This is a genomic window from Flavobacterium panacis (genome assembly GCF_024649945.1).
GTDB classification, from domain to species: domain Bacteria; phylum Bacteroidota; class Bacteroidia; order Flavobacteriales; family Flavobacteriaceae; genus Flavobacterium; species Flavobacterium panacis.
The window spans coordinates 420,812-436,971 of record NZ_JANKMS010000001.1 but is presented as its reverse complement, the minus strand read 5'-3'; the positions used below and the strand labels follow the sequence as shown (position 1 = coordinate 436,971).

Genomic DNA, 16,160 nt, shown 5'->3' with positions numbered 1-16,160 from the left:
TTATATTTACAGATGCAAAATTACATTCGGAATAACTAAAGCAGTTATGGCTGAGGAAGTATTTATTATGAATGTGGAATTATTATGGCGTATAGATTTCTAGGTGCTGATTTCAGCGATTTTATTACTACCAGCGACGAAATAGGGATTTCTTTCGTTGGACAGGAGGTGAGTCAGATTAAAATGTCTACGCCCAAATGCAATATATATTATAAAACAGAGGATATACAAGAAGATTTGTTTATTGTAGAAAGCCTTTATCAGATGCAGGATGATGTAAGTATAAATGGCAAAGGAGAATCTGCTCTTCTGGAGATACAGTTTAATTTGTCTGAAAAAGATATTTTTTACAAAGACAAGTTTGATAACGATCACTTGGCCCCTGCAAGATCCGGGAATATTATGTTTCTTTCAGAAGAAGATAATGAGGCTGATATTTTGTTTCAAAAAAATGTGAGGTACGGTACTTTTGATATTCATCTTCCCTTAACGGCATTGAATCATTTTTGGGGAGAATCAAAATTGATGGACAGTTTCATCAAACAGATTAATGAAAATATTAGTGGTCCTCTTTTCCAAAACACAAACATTATTAATTCTCGTATTTACAGTGTAATTCAGGAAATAAAATGTTGTGTATTTGAAGGCCTTTCCCGAAAGATATATTTACAATCAAAAACCTTTGAGTTGATAGCACTGCTGTATGAAGGTACAGAAAAGAGACAAGGATTCGAATTGTCCCATAAAGACAAGGAAAGGTTACATGAAGCGGCTTCAATTATTCGTGACAACATAGAAACACCTTACAGTATTATTGAACTTGCACATAAGGTCGGTATTAATCAGACGAAATTAAAAACAGGTTTTAAATCATTATTTGGCAACACCGTTTTTGGATATCTTCAGGATATTAGAATGGATCAGGCAAAAAGATATTTATTAGATACACAGTTGTCTGTTCATGAGATAGGTGTTCGGGTTGGTTATCAAAATACGTCAAACTTCAGTACTGCTTTTAAAAATACACATGGTTATACACCTAGCAAATTAAGAGAAAAGTAATAATTATTTGATTGTTGAAAATAAAAATTAAATCATTTTGAGTTTAGATATACTATAAATTTTAACTTCGCTTTCATATATATTATAGATTGTATAAAAAAACAGCCCTAAAGACTGTTTTTTCATTTTATGATGTTTACCGTAAGAAAGTTTTATTTATTTAGTTTTAGTCGGACGGACTTCTATTTTGCTTGGAAGCACATTAGGATTCATTTTTAAAAGATCCACTACCATCTGGCCGATATCTGAGGGTTGGATTTTCCATTGATCCTCTTCAATTGGAGTATGGCCATTAAAATTTGAGGTAACCGAACCAGGCATAATAGTGGTGCATTTTACATCATAATCGCGGAGATCCAACATGGCAGCCTGAGTAAAACCTACAAGGCCGAATTTTGATGCATTATAAGCAGAGCCTTTAGCAAAGAAATTGGTTCCAGCCAACGATGCGATTGAAATGTAATAGCCTTTGTTGGCTTTGAGTTGTGGGCAAGTCGCTTTAAGAGTATGGAAAGCGCCCGTAAGATTAGTATCAATCATCGTATTCCAGTCCTCGAGAGACATTTCGTCTATGGGAGCAAATTTCCCCACACCAGCATTGGCAATGACAATATCCAGTTTTCCGAATTTGGATACAATCTGTTCAACTACTTTGAGTTCGTCATCGAAATTTCTAACATCAGACTGTAAGGCAAGCACATTTTGGTTTCCTAATACCTGCTGTGCCTTTTCAAGTGCCTGAGTATCCCTTCCTGAAATCGCTACTTTTACTCCATTTTGTACTAAAGCTTCTGCAATACCGAAACCGATACCTTTCGTCGCACCAGTTACATAAGCTACTTTGTTTTCTATGTTCTGCATTTATAAGATTATTTAAGTTTTTTTATGTCTCCGTTAAAATTTTATGGTTTGTCTACACTTTTAAAAATAAGGTTTATAAAAATACAATAAATTTTTGGTAGTAGGACAGTAAAACAGGCTTAGGCTTTGTGTGTAACTAATACAAAAAGCTAGGAGGAGAAGAGATTGATTTTTAAATTAAAATTTTTATAAACACAATTCTGAATATCAATTTTTTGAGAATTCTAATGTACCAATTATAAAAAATCCTTATTCAAATTTGAATAAGGATTTTAAATTTACTTCTTTACACTTTTTTTATTTTTCCGTCCCCACCAGATTAAAAATCCTGTTATAGGTAAACTGGTACAGATCAAACTAGCAAAAAATGCTAAGATTTTTCCAGGTAGACCAAGTATACTGCCAACGTGTATATCGTAATTTAGACCTCTAAATTTTTCTCCTGTATTTTTATCTTTATAGGTTGTCGTTTTAAGAATTTTAGCGCTGTATTGATCAAACTGAATGGAAACATCATCAATTCGACTTTTAAATGCTACAAAAGTGTATATAACTGCTGATGAATTGGTTTCGCCAGGAATAGAGATGTAATAAAACCGTGCATTAGGATGCAATTGCTTAAGGGTTTGATATACTTTATCCAGCGGTTTAACCGAAACATAATGAGTCGTATCCGATTTTACAATTTCATCTTCATATGTTTTTCCTCCATTTAATGCCCATTGTATTGCGTTATCATAGGATTGAAATGCCCAGACTAATCCAGTCAACGCAAAGATAAGTCCAAATAGAATGGAATAAAATCCGAGGATATTATGCAGATCGTAATTTTTACGTTTCCATTTCGTGGTATCTTTCCAACGAAACCAAACGCGCTGTTTGGCAGCACTTTTATTTTTAGGCCACCAGAGAATCAAACCGCTTATTAAAGAAATAATAAAAATAATCGTTGCTGTACCTACAATTGGATCGCCGATATCGCTTCGCAGACAAAGGGTTTGATGCAACATTCTTATAAAAACAAAGAACTCCGAATTGTATTTCTCAATTTCTTTGACGCTTCCTGTGTATGGATCTATATATACTGAAACACTCTGATAACGATTCCAATACCAAATGGAATCAGGATCTAGTTCTTCTGAAAAAGAAATCGCGGCGGTGCGTTTTGGATCAGTTAATATTTCACACCCAGAAAGTAATTGTTTCGGATTATCTTTATTAGCTTCTTTTGCAATTTCTATTAATCTGCTTACAGGCAGTTTTTGATTTTTTACAGTATCAACATAGTAATAATCATGCACTGCCTGACGCAATTCTTCTTCAAAAGCATAAATACAGCCTGTAAGTCCAAGTATAACGACAATGATTCCAGAAGCTAATCCTAGCCACAGATGTATTTTTAAAATTATCTTTTTAAAAGTCATTACAATTAGAATCTAAATGAGCTGGTTAAAATAAATTGTCTCAACATCTGCGGATTAGAACCCGACCAATACTTTTGATTCGTCATATTATTGCAGGCTAAACCAAAACGCCATTTGTTCTGGTCAAAGAAAACGGTTCCATTCAACAAAGTATAAGAAGGAACAATAACTGTGTTTTCCTGATTGAAATAAGATTTGTCTACATAATTCCCTCCAAAACCAAAACCAAAGTGTTCTAAAACTTTGCCTTGCTGAAATTTGTAGCTTAACCATAAATTGGCAACATTCTGCGGATTACCTACAACTTCGGTTTCAATTCCTGATTCGGTTTGTTTGTATTTGTTTTGATTGAAAGCATAACCTGCTGTAACATTAAAACCTGTAAAAGGATTTGCAATTAAACTAACATCAAAACCTTTACTTTTTTGTTTTCCATCCTGGTAAGTATATTGATTGGCATCCATTCGAACAGCATCTCTCACATCAATATTGTAATAGCTTACAGTAGCTGAGTATTTATTATCCAAAGTATTAATTTTTACTCCAGTTTCCCATTGCGTACCATACTCTGGTTTTAAAACAAAAGGAGTGCCGTCTGGCTGTGTTACAGGAGCCTTGTTTGTAAAACCGCTCATATAATTGGCAAATAAAGACATCTGGTCTTTTATCGGCTGATAAATCAATCCTAATTTTGGAGTAACAGCCGTTTGTTTGTAGCTGTCATCTCCGCCTTCGCTGGTTTTTCTAACGTATCGGTCTAATCTCATACTCAGTAACACCATTAATCTGTCGGTTACATTTACAAGATCAGAAACATAAGTTGCATAACGGTTAATTTTATAATTATATGGATATGCTGCGCCGATTACTTTATCTGCTTGCGGTCTTGTAAAAAGAAGTATTTGTTCTTTTATAGAAATAGTATCTCCAGTTCCTCTTGCTGTATACCTGTCCTGATATTCTTCCATATAATCCAGACCCCAGATAAAACGGTTTCTGACGTTTCCAATTTTAAAATCTCCTTTTAAATTATGCTGAATATTAGTGTTTATAGATCTAAAAGGTCCAAAAACGCGCATTGCTCTTTTGATGCTGTCAGCGCTGATAAAGACACTTTCTGCCTGATAACTTTTCTCTACATTCTCATTATTCACCGATAGATTGGTGTATGAAGTCCATTCTTTAGAAATTTCGTATTTTGCTTCAAAGTAAGTACGGAAAGTATTAGTCACCGCATTAAAATCATCTGCAAACAAAGTCTGTTTGTAATCTAATGGAATCTGATTCACATTGTTCAGATTTAAGATATCAAAATCTAGAGAAGTTGATCGTATTAAATCTTCACGGTTTGCTTCAATATCTAATGAGATTAACAATTTGTCAGTTGCCTGATACGTAATGCTTGGTGCTATTGCAAAAGTATTTCTATGACCTGTGTTTAAAAAACTTCCTTCTTTATTGAATGCAGCGTTTATTCTAAATAATACCGTTTTATCAGCATTTAAAGGACTGTTGATATCCGCAGTAATACGATTCAAAGAATAAGACCCAACAGAATAAGAGATTTCGCTACTGGCAGTTTCAAAAGGTTTTTTAGTCACCAAATTTACAGCTCCTCCGTAAGAAGAAACAGTATTCCCGAATAAAGTTGCAGAAGGCCCTTTTAATACCTCAATACGTTCTATGTTTACAGGATCAATAGATGATCTGGCTCCGGCAACATATTGCAGACCGTTTCTAGCTCCCACATCTGCAGAAAATCCTCTTAATGTTACTAATGTTCCTCCGGCAGGCGAAATACTGCTTACAACACCTGGAATATTGACAAGTGCTCGGGTTATATCAACGTTTAATTGTTCTTTCATTAGTGAACTATTAACGACATTGTAAACCTGAGGGTTTTCTAAGTTTTTCAAAGGCATTTTAGAAACATAATCACTTTTCGTTACCGAGAACTTGTTTATTTTATTTCCATTTACAATTACTTCTTTTAAAGATTCGCTGGTTTCACTTAAAGTAAAATTGACTTTAGTAGTAGAATCTGCTGTAATAGTAATGTTTTTCCTTTGTTTTTCTAAACCGATTGAATTGGTTAAAATGACATAATCTCCTTCTGGAGCCGAAAACGTAAATAAGCCATTTTCGTCAGACATGGCTCCGAAATTTGTTCCTTGAAGTATAACCGAAACAAAAGGAGCAGGATTACCATCAATTGTAGTCAGTTTACCAGAAACTTTGCCTTTTTCGGCGTGACTTTGTAGATTGATGGTATTGCCACGAACACGATAATATACTTTATTCTCGCTGAAAATTTCGTTAATAACTTGGCTTAAAGGTGTTTTATTAAAACTTTTATTGATGATTCTATCTGATTTAAAAACGTTTGGAGCATAAGAAAATGTGCATCCTGTTTGTTCTTCTATTTTTGTAAGAGCATTGGCAATAGTTTCATTTTTAAAACTTAAGGTAACTTCTTTTTCTAAAATTGCATTTTGTGCCGTTAGTTGCTTAGAATTTAAGCATAATATAAGCAATAAGGTGATCTTTAATACACGTGTATAACATGTATTTATTGGGTTAGATTTCATATTTTTGTAGAAAATGTTTATTTAATTTCTTGTTGAATGGCATTCTGCCAGTATGTAGTTTGGACGCAGCATACTGGTTTTTTTATTTTTATGGAAGTTCTAGATGTATTTCATTATTGATTTTTTAGGATTAGTAAATAGTAATTTGATTTCCTTTGATTTCATATTTAAACTTTAAAACAAAGCTTAAATCATCGATAAGGTTGTTAAGAGTTGGATCCTTAAAAGCTCCTTTATAAATTTGATCTTTTAATGAGGCTTTGTTTATCTGAATGGTTACACCATATCTACGTTCTATTTTATGAGAAATGTTTAGGAAAGATTCATTATTGAAATAGAGATCGCTAGTGAGCCATCCTTTATAATATTTTGTATTTACAGAAGTTTTTTTAAGCCCATCATTACTCAGAACGACTTGTTCATTTGGTAATATGATAATAGGTTCTAATAAACCTTTTTTATCTCTAAAAGAAACCTTTCCTTCGTCAAGAGTTAATGTATGGTCTTCATCGGCATAAGCAGATAAATTAAATTTTGTTCCCAAAACCTTAGTTTCAGATTTTTCAGTTTGGATTAAAAAAGGATGCAAACTGTCTTTGGCAACTTCAAAGTACGCTTCTCCAGAAAAAGATACACTGCGGTTTTCAGCTTCAAATTTTTCAGGAAATTTTAAAGTAGAATTAGCATTCAAATGAACAATTGTACCATCACTTAAGGTAATGTCTTTCATTTCTCCAGCTAATGTCTGACAGACCATAATTTTTTCGGGAGTTGAAGAAAATTGTTTAAATAGCGTTAGACCAATTAAAAGTGTAATACTTGCAGCAATGGTCCATGTTGCTGTTTTTAGAAAGATATTTTTCTTTTTTTGAGGTTCAAGTGTAATTTCTTTTTGAATATTACCCCATATTTTTTCTTCTAAAAAAGCAGAGTTAGAAATTTCTTGTTCATCCTCTTGTAGGTTTTTTGCATGAAGCCATTGCTCAACAAGGTTTTTCTCCTCTTCAGAACATTGATTGCTAGCATATTTTTTTAATAATTCGGGGCTTATCTTCATCTTGACTTTATAGCTTGTTACTAGTATAGTCGAGAAAAGAGCAGGGGAGTCCTAGTTCAAATAAAAAAAATTATAAAAATATTTTGGTGAAGTATAAAATGATAACTGTTGCACTAAAATCAGCAGGGATTTTTTCACGGATAAAATTTAGTGCCTTTGTAAGATGATTTTTAACTGTTTTCGGCGAAATATTTAGATTCTCGGCAATTTCAGAAATACTCATTTGTTCTTCTCGGCTTAGACGATATACCTTTTGGCACTGTAGAGGTAAATTTTGAACCGTAATTTCTAAATCTTTTTCTAAGAATTTATGTATAGCGTCATTGTGTTGAAGAAAATTTTGATCACATTCCAAAAGATTACACAATTCGCAATCTATTAAAGTTTGATGCTTTGCTGTAGCCAGCATTCTGTAATAGTCTATGACTTTTAATTTTGCTGCTTTTATTAAATAGTGCTCAATAGACAATGTAATAGTTAACTCGTCTTTTCGATTCCACAAAGAGATAAAGATATCCTGAACCATTTCTTCAGACGCTTCTTTGTTAGAAGTTTTAGCATAACAAATAGCATACAATCTTTTCCAATAATCTTTAAACAGATTTTTGAAATCAGCTGGGTCATTTAAATTATATGTTCTGGTAATCTCTTTGATAGAATGACTAGTTAGGTATTCAATATACTTTTAGTAAATCTATATATTGAAAATTAATCTGGTATTATTTGCTGCAAATGTAATTAATAAAATATTATTTAGATTGATTAAAAATTATTTATTCGGTATTAATACTAAAAACTTTTTAGCGTGATTTTTCGAGATGATTGCTACTTTGTTTTTCAATAAAAAATAAAATTTGATTTATAAGAAAATAGGTATATATACTTGAAATTTTATTGCTGTGAAATCTTACATTTGATTTATGAAGTGGCATTTTATTATTTGGAATGCAGAAATTTTAGATTCTAATTTTTTTGAGGTTATGAGAGACAGATACCACGAGATTATAGCAGGAGAGAAAGAGGCCTTAAAGTTAAGACTCTCACAAATTAAACGACGCCACAATAAAGAACTCTGTGTTTTATTTGCAGCATATGCCGCGATTCTAATTTGCTTGGTGTTCTTTTTACTACCGTTCTAATAATTGATATAAAAAAGTATTTTTTATTTAAAGCGCATTAATCTTTACTAATTGAAGTAACGAATAACCTAAACTTTTACTTTCCCTTTAAATCCTTTACAATTTCAAGAATGCTACAGTGTAGTATATCGAGATGATCCGCAGTTTCAACTGTGAATTTTTTTTCTATGGCTTCTTTTTCAACCGAACGCAAATCATCGCTGAGTTCTTCGAGAAGGAAGAGATGGAGCCAGATTTGAAGCTGTTCGGCAGTGTGAAGTACAGCATTGAAATCACTTCGTTTGACAGCATTCTGAAGTTCTTTAAGTTCGATAGGCGCTTTTTCTATAAACTGACTTGTGACTTCTTTTTTCCAACCTGGTTTAATACGGTCCGTTTCTTCAATTTGGGATAAATCTGCTTTTAGATGTTGCACATTTCGACGTTCTTTTTTTAGAACAGTTTTAATAGCCTGTAGCAGTTCATATTGTTTGAAAGGCTTGGGTACATAACCATCCATCCCAGAACTATAGCAGCGGTCCTGTTCACCAGCGAGGGAATGTGCTGTCATAGCTATTATGGGAATAGAACTGTTCATCTTTCTACGAATATAATCTGTGGTCTGATAGCCATCTTGTATAGGCATTTGTAAATCCATGAGAACCAAATCATAGTGTTGGTGTGATAGCAGTTCGATACCTTGTAAACCGTTTTCTGCGGTATCAATTTCAAATCCGAAGCCTTCAATAACATTCTGTGCGAGTTTCTGGTTGAGACGATTGTCCTCGCAAAGCAGTATTCGGAGTTTACCTAGATTATGTACAGGTTTAGCTTCGGGTTGTTCTTCCTCACCAGAGGCTTTTTTGTAGGCAACAGTAAAGTAAAATTGTGATCCATATCCTTCACGACTCTTAACCTCAATTTTGGAATCATGCAGTTCTACTAGTTGTTTGACAATATTAAGTCCAAGACCTGTACCGCCAAATTTTCTGGTAGTGCTTTCTTCAGCCTGTGAGAAACGTTCAAAAACGGAGTTCAAATATTCCTGAGGTATTCCGATACCAGTATCTTTGACAGAAAAACGAAGTTGAAAAGTATCTTGAGTTTCACCTGTTTTTTTGACCGAAATAGTGACTTCTCCTTCGCTAGTAAACTTTAGCGCATTTCCAGCAAGGTTCACCAATATTTGATTGAGTCTTCCCTGATCGCCTGATACCATTTCTGGGAGTTCTGCGTCGAGATACAGATTAAATTCAACTTCTGGGGCAGCTTTTACTTTTAGAAGATCATAAACATGACGCAAGGCTTTTTTTAGATTGAAAGGTTGAAGATCAAGAGTAAGTCCACCAGACTCAATTTTAGAGAGATCCAGAATATCATTGACAATTAGCAATAAATTTTCTCCCGCCGTTTGTACATCCTGAACAAAAATACGCTGCTCCTGATCAAGTTTGGTTCCAGCCAATAGTTCGGTGAACCCGATAACGGCATTCAGCGGTGTTCTTATTTCATGACTCATATTGGCCAGAAAATTTTCTTTGGCCGCTACAGCACGGTCAGCTATTTTTTTCTGACGTGCCAATTCATTGTTTTTTGTTTCGAGTTCTAAAGTATTAATTACATGGCGCGCTACAATTTTGAGTGCGTTGCGCTGTCTGGCATTGAGTTTTTTGGGCACATGATCAGCTGCACATAACACTCCGATATGATAACCGTCAGGAGTAGTTAGAGGTACTCCAGCATAGAAACGTATTTTAAACCCGCCTATCACATTTGGGTCATTTCTAAAGCGTTCGCTGAGAAGTGTGTCTGGAATTTCAACAAGTCTGGAATCCATAATGGTATAACGGCAGAAAGTAATCTCTCTGGGTACTTCTGAAACTCCCAATCCAATTTCAGATTTGAACCACTGTCGACTTTCGTCAATAAAAGAGATGTAAGCAATTGGAACGCCACAAATATAGGAGACTAGTGCTGTCGCATCATCAAAGGCATTATCAGGAAGTGTATCCAGTATGTTATAACGTTTTAAAGCATCAAGACGCTCAGCTTCATTGTGAGGAATAGGCATAGGGGCAGTATCCATAACATGAAAAATTAAGAAACAAGTTACAAAATACTGGATATGAGTTTTTTATATATTTTATTGCTAAAGGTTATATAATTTACAGTTCAATAATAGATAATAGGTTTAAAAAAAGTTGCCTGCATTAAGGCAACTTTTTTCTTCTAAAATTATTGTTTTGTAAATAGTTTAAGTGAAACCCGACGGTTTAAAGGTCGGTTTTCTATAGGAATATTTGGGACAAGGGGTTCATTCTCACCTTTAGAAAATAAATGCAATCTTTGGCTTTCAACACCATTATTTTTTAGATAATCTGCTGCAGACTGGGCTCGCATCATACCAACTTTAATGTTTTGTTCTTCAGTTCCAATATCGCAGGTGTATCCTGTAATATTTAAATCAATATTCTTATTCTCAATTAAAATTTTGGCAATTTTATCAAGTCTCGAAGCAAGTTCAGGAGTGACTTTGGTATTTCCTACTTCTTCAAAAAGTAATGGTTTTTCGATATAATCACGTTGTTCGGCTGTGATTTCTTTAGTCTCAGCAACTACTACAACCTGTTTTTGAATTTCAGGTTTTGGATCTGTATTTTGAGTTTCTATTTGTGGTTCAATTATTTGAGTTTGTACTGGCAGCTCTTTTTCTTTTTTGAATGTAAAGCCTAGTTTTAACTGAATTCCTGCAGCTAGATATTTTGTTTCCTGGACTATTTTTCTGTTTCCAACAACACCATTTGCTTGTGTAGTATTAATTCCGTTTGGGTCATACGCTACTATATTGGTATCCGAATTATCTTTGGCTAGATCAGATAATCCGTAATCGGCATAAATCCCTGTATAAAGTTGAATATTTTCTTTTAATTTGAAAGTAACTCCTGTTTCTAAGCTCAATAGAAAAATAGTATTAAGTCTTGAAGACGTTTTATCCTGCCAATTGTTTACTGTACCAAATCCATGAGAAGGCAAATCATCTATCAAAAGATTCATATCAGGATAATAGCCATTCAGCTGCAATTCATCGGCGGAAGCTTTACTATTTAATTTTCCTGGAAATAAAACCTTTCCTCCAAATGCGAAGTACCATTGTGAATGAGTCGAAATTGGAGTTCTGAATTGAGCTAAAACAGGAATTGCAAAAGAAATAAAATGTTGACTTTCTTTATAGTTTGAAGACGTTACACGATATTCAAATGCAGAAGTCTCATCATCTACTTCATAATTTGAAATCGTGGTTCCGTCATTCAATTTAAAACTATTTTGATTGTAATTAATGTCTATTCCAGTACTGATTCCCCAATTTTTATTGAAGAAATAAGTATATCCAAGTCCTAAACCTCCGCCAGCTTTTAGTTCGCCATTTCCAAGTGTACTTTCATATAAAATCCCTGAAAGACCTCCATTAAGTTTAGCAGTGATTTCCTGTGATTGTGCGTTGCTGTATATTAAAAATATTCCGATTATAGTTTTAAATCTCATCTTTTCTAATTTTGAATTAAATCTCATTTTACTTTACCAGTAGATTGATTGTTTTCTGTTCACCATTTGGCAAAGTCAGCATTAAAATATAAATCGCTGCTTGAGTTGGCGCTGTAATTTGATTTTGAATTTTTACATTAGAAATCGTCTGAACTATTTTTCCGTTAATGTCAAAAATGTTTAGGACAGAACCATTCAATTGTGCTTCACTAAAGTTGCAATCCAAATTAAATTTGCCAGATGGTCGTACTGGATTCGGATAAATTTTTAGTGTTTTGGTAATTGTAACACCTTTTGCCTCAAAAGGACAGGATTTAATGGCTTTTCCTTCTTTGTTTGTTGCAATGACAAAATAAGTTCCGTTTAAAGCTTGATTTTCATTATAATATTGACGAGTTGCACCAGAAACTGCAATTCCATTTTTATACCATTGCCACGCAACAAAATCTTTCGAATTGTTATCAAAGAAAAGAACATCAGCCCATTGCTGCGTGATAAGTCCGTTTTGGCTAACTTCAATTGGTTTTATAATAGCAATAGCCGGATTATGATTTTGATCTCCATTTTGAGAAGCTGTAATAGTAGAGCTTCCCGAATTTTTAATATTCAAAACAGTACCCGAAACTTCAGCTATTTCAGTATTTGGAAGTGAATATGTTATAGATAATCCGCTGTCTGAAGTGGCATTAAGCGTTATTGAATTTTGGGTATCACAACCAAATTCCAAATCCTGATTCCAACTAATAACCTGATCCGCTTTTGTAATTTCAAAAGTCGAATTTTCAAAAACAATGTTATAATCGGCATAAGCAGTTAAAGTTCCGAGATTGATCGCGTATGTTCCAACATTCTCTCCCAAATCTCTTGACAGATTTCCGGTTAGGACAGCATTAGTGTCTCCATTCATAAGCCCTGAAACAGTATAATCAAATACTGGATCGACAGTTCCATACACTTTTTTATGTCCTGCTGAAGCAGTTATACGAAGTGTATATTGTTCTGTAGTGAAATTAATTTCGTTTCCATAATTTATAAATCTATTGCTGTTAATGGCATAAGTTCTAACATAATAAGTAGTATTTCCTTTAAGGTTGGTCAAAGATGCGTTAAGTGCTCCTAAAGAATCTCCTGTATTTATTTTATTATCTGTAATAGAGGGATTAGGAGTTAGTGAATAAACAAAACCAGTTTCGATTAAACATTGTCCTTTATCTTGATCAATTCCATCAGAAGAAGCACTGCCCAAAAGCAAAGCGCTTGAAACGGTTACATTTCCTGCTGTTGATGTACTTAAACTAATCGGATTAGTAGGTTCGTTAATAATAATAGGCATGGTAACCGAACAAGAGTTTTCATCGGTAACTGTTACGGTATAATTTCCGGCAGAAAGGCCAGTTGCGGTTGCTGCAGTTCCCCCTGATGGAGACCAGGAATACTTGTAATTTCCCGTTCCTCCAGTTGCAACAATGCTTGCAGTTCCGTTAAATCCTCCTTTGCAGGAAACATCGACCTTAGAAGTAACCGCTATAAGTTGAGATGGCTCCGAAATAGTAACTGTTTTAGTTATAAAGCATCCATTTGTATCCGTTATCATTGCCGTGTAAGTTCCGGGAGCCAATCCTGAGGCAGTAGAAGCCGTTCCTCCCGATGGAGCCCATGAATAGGTATAAGTGCCAGTTCCTCCATTAGCAGTTACTGTTGCAGTTCCATTATTGGTATTATGGCAGGTGACATCTGTTTTTGCTATTGTTGCTGTAAGTAAATCAGGTTGATCTATGAGAACGCTTGCTGTGGTCTGACATAAGTTGGCATCTTTTATAGTAACAATGTAATTTCCTGCAGACAGGCCAGATGCTGTAGATGCAGTCCCTCCGGAAGGTGACCATAAATACGTATAGGCTCCAGTTCCGCCCGTAACGCTCACAGTTGCAGATCCGTTGGAACCTCCATTGCAGGATACGTTAGTTTTGGTTATTGATGGTGTAAGTGCGGCAGGTTGTGTAATGGTGTAATTTTCTGTTTTAGTACATCCATTAGAATCCGTTACAGTAAGTGTATGAATTCCAGCAGAAAGACCAGTTGCTGTTGCGGAAGTTCCTCCAGAAGGTGCCCATAAATACGTGTAACCAGAACTTCCTCCAGTTACAGCGACAGACAAGGAACCGTTGGAGCCACCAAAGCAAGTAACATCTGTTTGTCCGGTTTTTGTGACCACAATTGCTGGTGGTTGGATTATGATAAAGTTTTTTACAATTGAACATCCATTGTGGGCAGTGATGGTTACAGAATAATTTCCTGCTGCAAGATTATGTGCCGTATCGGCATTCCCTCCAGAAGGGGACCACATATATGTAAATGGACCTGGTGCTCCCGACGGTATTACCCCCGCACTTCCAGTATTTCCATTATGACATAAAAGGTCAGTTTGAAAAGTAGATGCCACCAGAGTATTCGTAGTAGTAATAACAAAGTTTTTGGTAACTGTACAGCCGTTTGCATCCGTAATTCGGCAGTTATGATTTCCAGGGGCTAAATTTGAAACATTTGCTGTTGTGTCTCGGCTGGGAGTCCATAGATAAGAATAGGGGGCCACACCACCGGATGGCATTACGGATGCCGTACCACCAGACGAACAGGTGGCATCTGTTTGATTCGTAATGGCACTTAATGTTGGAGGCTCGTTTATGGTGAAAGTTTCATCGATTGAAACAGACGTAGCTGCATCTGTAATATTTACCTTGTATGTTCCTGTAGATAATCCGGTTGCCGTTGCGGCTGTACCTCCTGTAGGAGTCCATATATAAAGATATTTTCCGCTTCCGCCTTTAATGTTTACTGTTGCGGTTCCGGTACCTGAACCTTTGCATAAAACATCTGTCTGAGATCTAACGACAGTTAAAGGAATAAGTTCGAGAGTGGTTGTTATCTTCCAGGAATTGTTATCCACTTTGTTATATTCTGTGCTGCAACCAGTCCCTCTCGAGGTACGAAATGCTTTGAGTTCAAAATTTACAGTACCGGTCAAACCGTTGGCAATTGCAATATCCCTTTTGTAATTAGTTGTTTTTGTCGATGTAGTTGTTCCTGAAACAATAGTGCCTTCTGTAGTGTTATTGTTTTTGCAGGTCAGAAAACTTCGTTGTTCATATTGTGAACCTTGTAATGCAGTCATGTTATACTCCACGGTAGTATTCTTTATTCGGTATCCTTCGGGAATCGTAATGGAAAGCTGGCCTGGACAAAGTGTTTCTGCAGCAGTAGTCAAAGATGAACTAGTAATATACGATGTTTGAATATCTCCTTTATCATATAAGGCAGAAATCCTACCTGTTGTAAAAACATGTTTTTTCCAATCACCTAGAACACCCGAGCCACAGTTGGATCTGATCCATACATAGTAGGTTTGTCCAACTAGTAATGAATTTAGGTTTAAAGTTGTGCCGGAAACATTTCCTGTTCGAGTGGTTGCCGGAGTAGGAGCTGTATCTGTCATACTTAAATAATAGTCGTAACCGTTGTTTGGTGATGAGGAAGCAGCAGTCCAGTTAATGGAAACATTATCCATAGCAGCTGACGAACTGATATTTTCTGCTGGTGTACAGGGATTATAGATATCCGCTGAAACGGCAAAGATGTTGGATACACCATTTCCACCGTTTTTTTTTAAGCTGATGCTTTTTATTTCCTTATTTTGGTTTGATGAACCAATAGCTAGTGGAATCTGATAAAGACGAGGATTGGTTTCGTAGTATTGTTCTAAATCATCCGTAACTCTATTTACCCTTCCAATACCCTGCGCAGCAAAATTAAGGCCGGCATACCAATCATCGATCTGTATTCCTGTAAATGTCTGTGTACTTGAATCTGTAAAGTTTACGATGACGTCCATTTTACTGGATCCAGATCCCGATGTAGCCAAGATATAAATAGTGTAAGCCTTAAATGAACGACTGAAAATCAATGTACCTGAATCGTTTAGTTTTGGAAAGCGTAAACAATTATTTCCGCTGTAATTAGCCAGTTGATAGCTTAAATCAGGTGTAGTCGCCACTAAGGAATTTATGATGCCTGATTCAGGTAGACCATATGTAAGCGCTATGCTTGAAGAAGTTGACTGAAAGTTCCTAGCTATAAAAGCGAAGTTGACTCCATCAACATCATGGGTTGTCGAATTTGCGGCTGGACCAATACCATTTGCTATAACATCGGCATTAAAACCACTTTGAATGGTAATCGGTTGATAATTTTGAGCATAAGCAGTTGTAAACTGTAGTATAAATAAAAAGCAACCAAATTTAATTAACGTGTAGAGTTGTTTCATAATCGTCCTTTTGTTTAAAGAATAGTTTTAATAAAACTGCTTCTGAAAAAAGGACAGAAGCATACAGAAAGCTACTGCATCAGGAGAAATAGAAAAGGATTACAGGGGCTTTTGGTTTTATTCAGAGTTTAAAACTAAAACTTTCCTTAGCAAGGACTTAAAAAATGTTCTGAAACTGCTATTTTT

Annotated in this window: 9 protein-coding genes; 1 reads left to right on the top strand and 8 read right to left on the bottom strand. The window is 35.1% G+C overall.

Translation table 11 applies throughout. The features are described 5' to 3' along the window. The first annotated feature begins 84 nt into the window (after positions 1–84). Positions 85–1,062: a helix-turn-helix transcriptional regulator gene (locus NQQ59_RS01980; protein ID WP_144213113.1), complete on the top strand. Its 978-nt coding sequence runs from the start codon at positions 85–87 to the stop codon at positions 1,060–1,062. A 156-nt stretch (positions 1,063–1,218) separates the two neighbouring features. On the opposite strand, the gene NQQ59_RS01975 is transcribed toward NQQ59_RS01980, so the two are convergent. The 8 genes from NQQ59_RS01975 to NQQ59_RS01940 all read right to left on the bottom strand — a co-directional run bounded on the left by NQQ59_RS01975 (position 1,219) and on the right by NQQ59_RS01940 (position 15,974). Continuing rightward, on the bottom strand, positions 1,219–1,923 hold the full coding sequence (locus tag NQQ59_RS01975) for an SDR family oxidoreductase (protein WP_144213111.1): 705 nt from the start codon (positions 1,921–1,923) through the stop codon (positions 1,219–1,221). Positions 1,924–2,201: 278 nt separating this feature from the next. Next, positions 2,202–3,347, bottom strand: a complete 1,146-nt coding sequence (locus NQQ59_RS01970; RefSeq protein WP_144213109.1) for a PepSY-associated TM helix domain-containing protein — start codon at positions 3,345–3,347, stop codon at positions 2,202–2,204. 5 nt (positions 3,348–3,352) lie between these two features. Then, entirely contained in the window at positions 3,353–5,935 is a 2,583-nt protein-coding gene (locus NQQ59_RS01965) for a TonB-dependent receptor (RefSeq protein ID WP_144213107.1), read from the bottom strand. A 130-nt stretch (positions 5,936–6,065) separates the two neighbouring features. After that, entirely contained in the window at positions 6,066–6,992 is a 927-nt protein-coding gene (locus tag NQQ59_RS01960; RefSeq protein WP_144221466.1) for a FecR family protein, read from the bottom strand. A gap of 70 nt (positions 6,993–7,062) precedes the next feature. Further along, entirely contained in the window at positions 7,063–7,593 is a 531-nt protein-coding gene (locus NQQ59_RS01955; protein WP_257698145.1) for a sigma-70 family RNA polymerase sigma factor, read from the bottom strand. Between the two features lie 614 nt (positions 7,594–8,207). Beyond that, a complete protein-coding gene (locus NQQ59_RS01950) occupies positions 8,208–10,196 on the bottom strand; it encodes a GAF domain-containing hybrid sensor histidine kinase/response regulator (protein ID WP_144213101.1) in 1,989 nt (662 codons plus the stop codon). Between the two features lie 149 nt (positions 10,197–10,345). Then, positions 10,346–11,653: an OmpA family protein gene (locus NQQ59_RS01945; RefSeq protein WP_186296544.1), complete on the bottom strand. Its 1,308-nt coding sequence runs from the start codon at positions 11,651–11,653 to the stop codon at positions 10,346–10,348. Between the two features lie 28 nt (positions 11,654–11,681). After that, positions 11,682–15,974, bottom strand: a complete 4,293-nt coding sequence (locus NQQ59_RS01940; protein WP_144213097.1) for an MBG domain-containing protein — start codon at positions 15,972–15,974, stop codon at positions 11,682–11,684. Between the last annotated feature and the right edge of the window lie 186 nt (positions 15,975–16,160).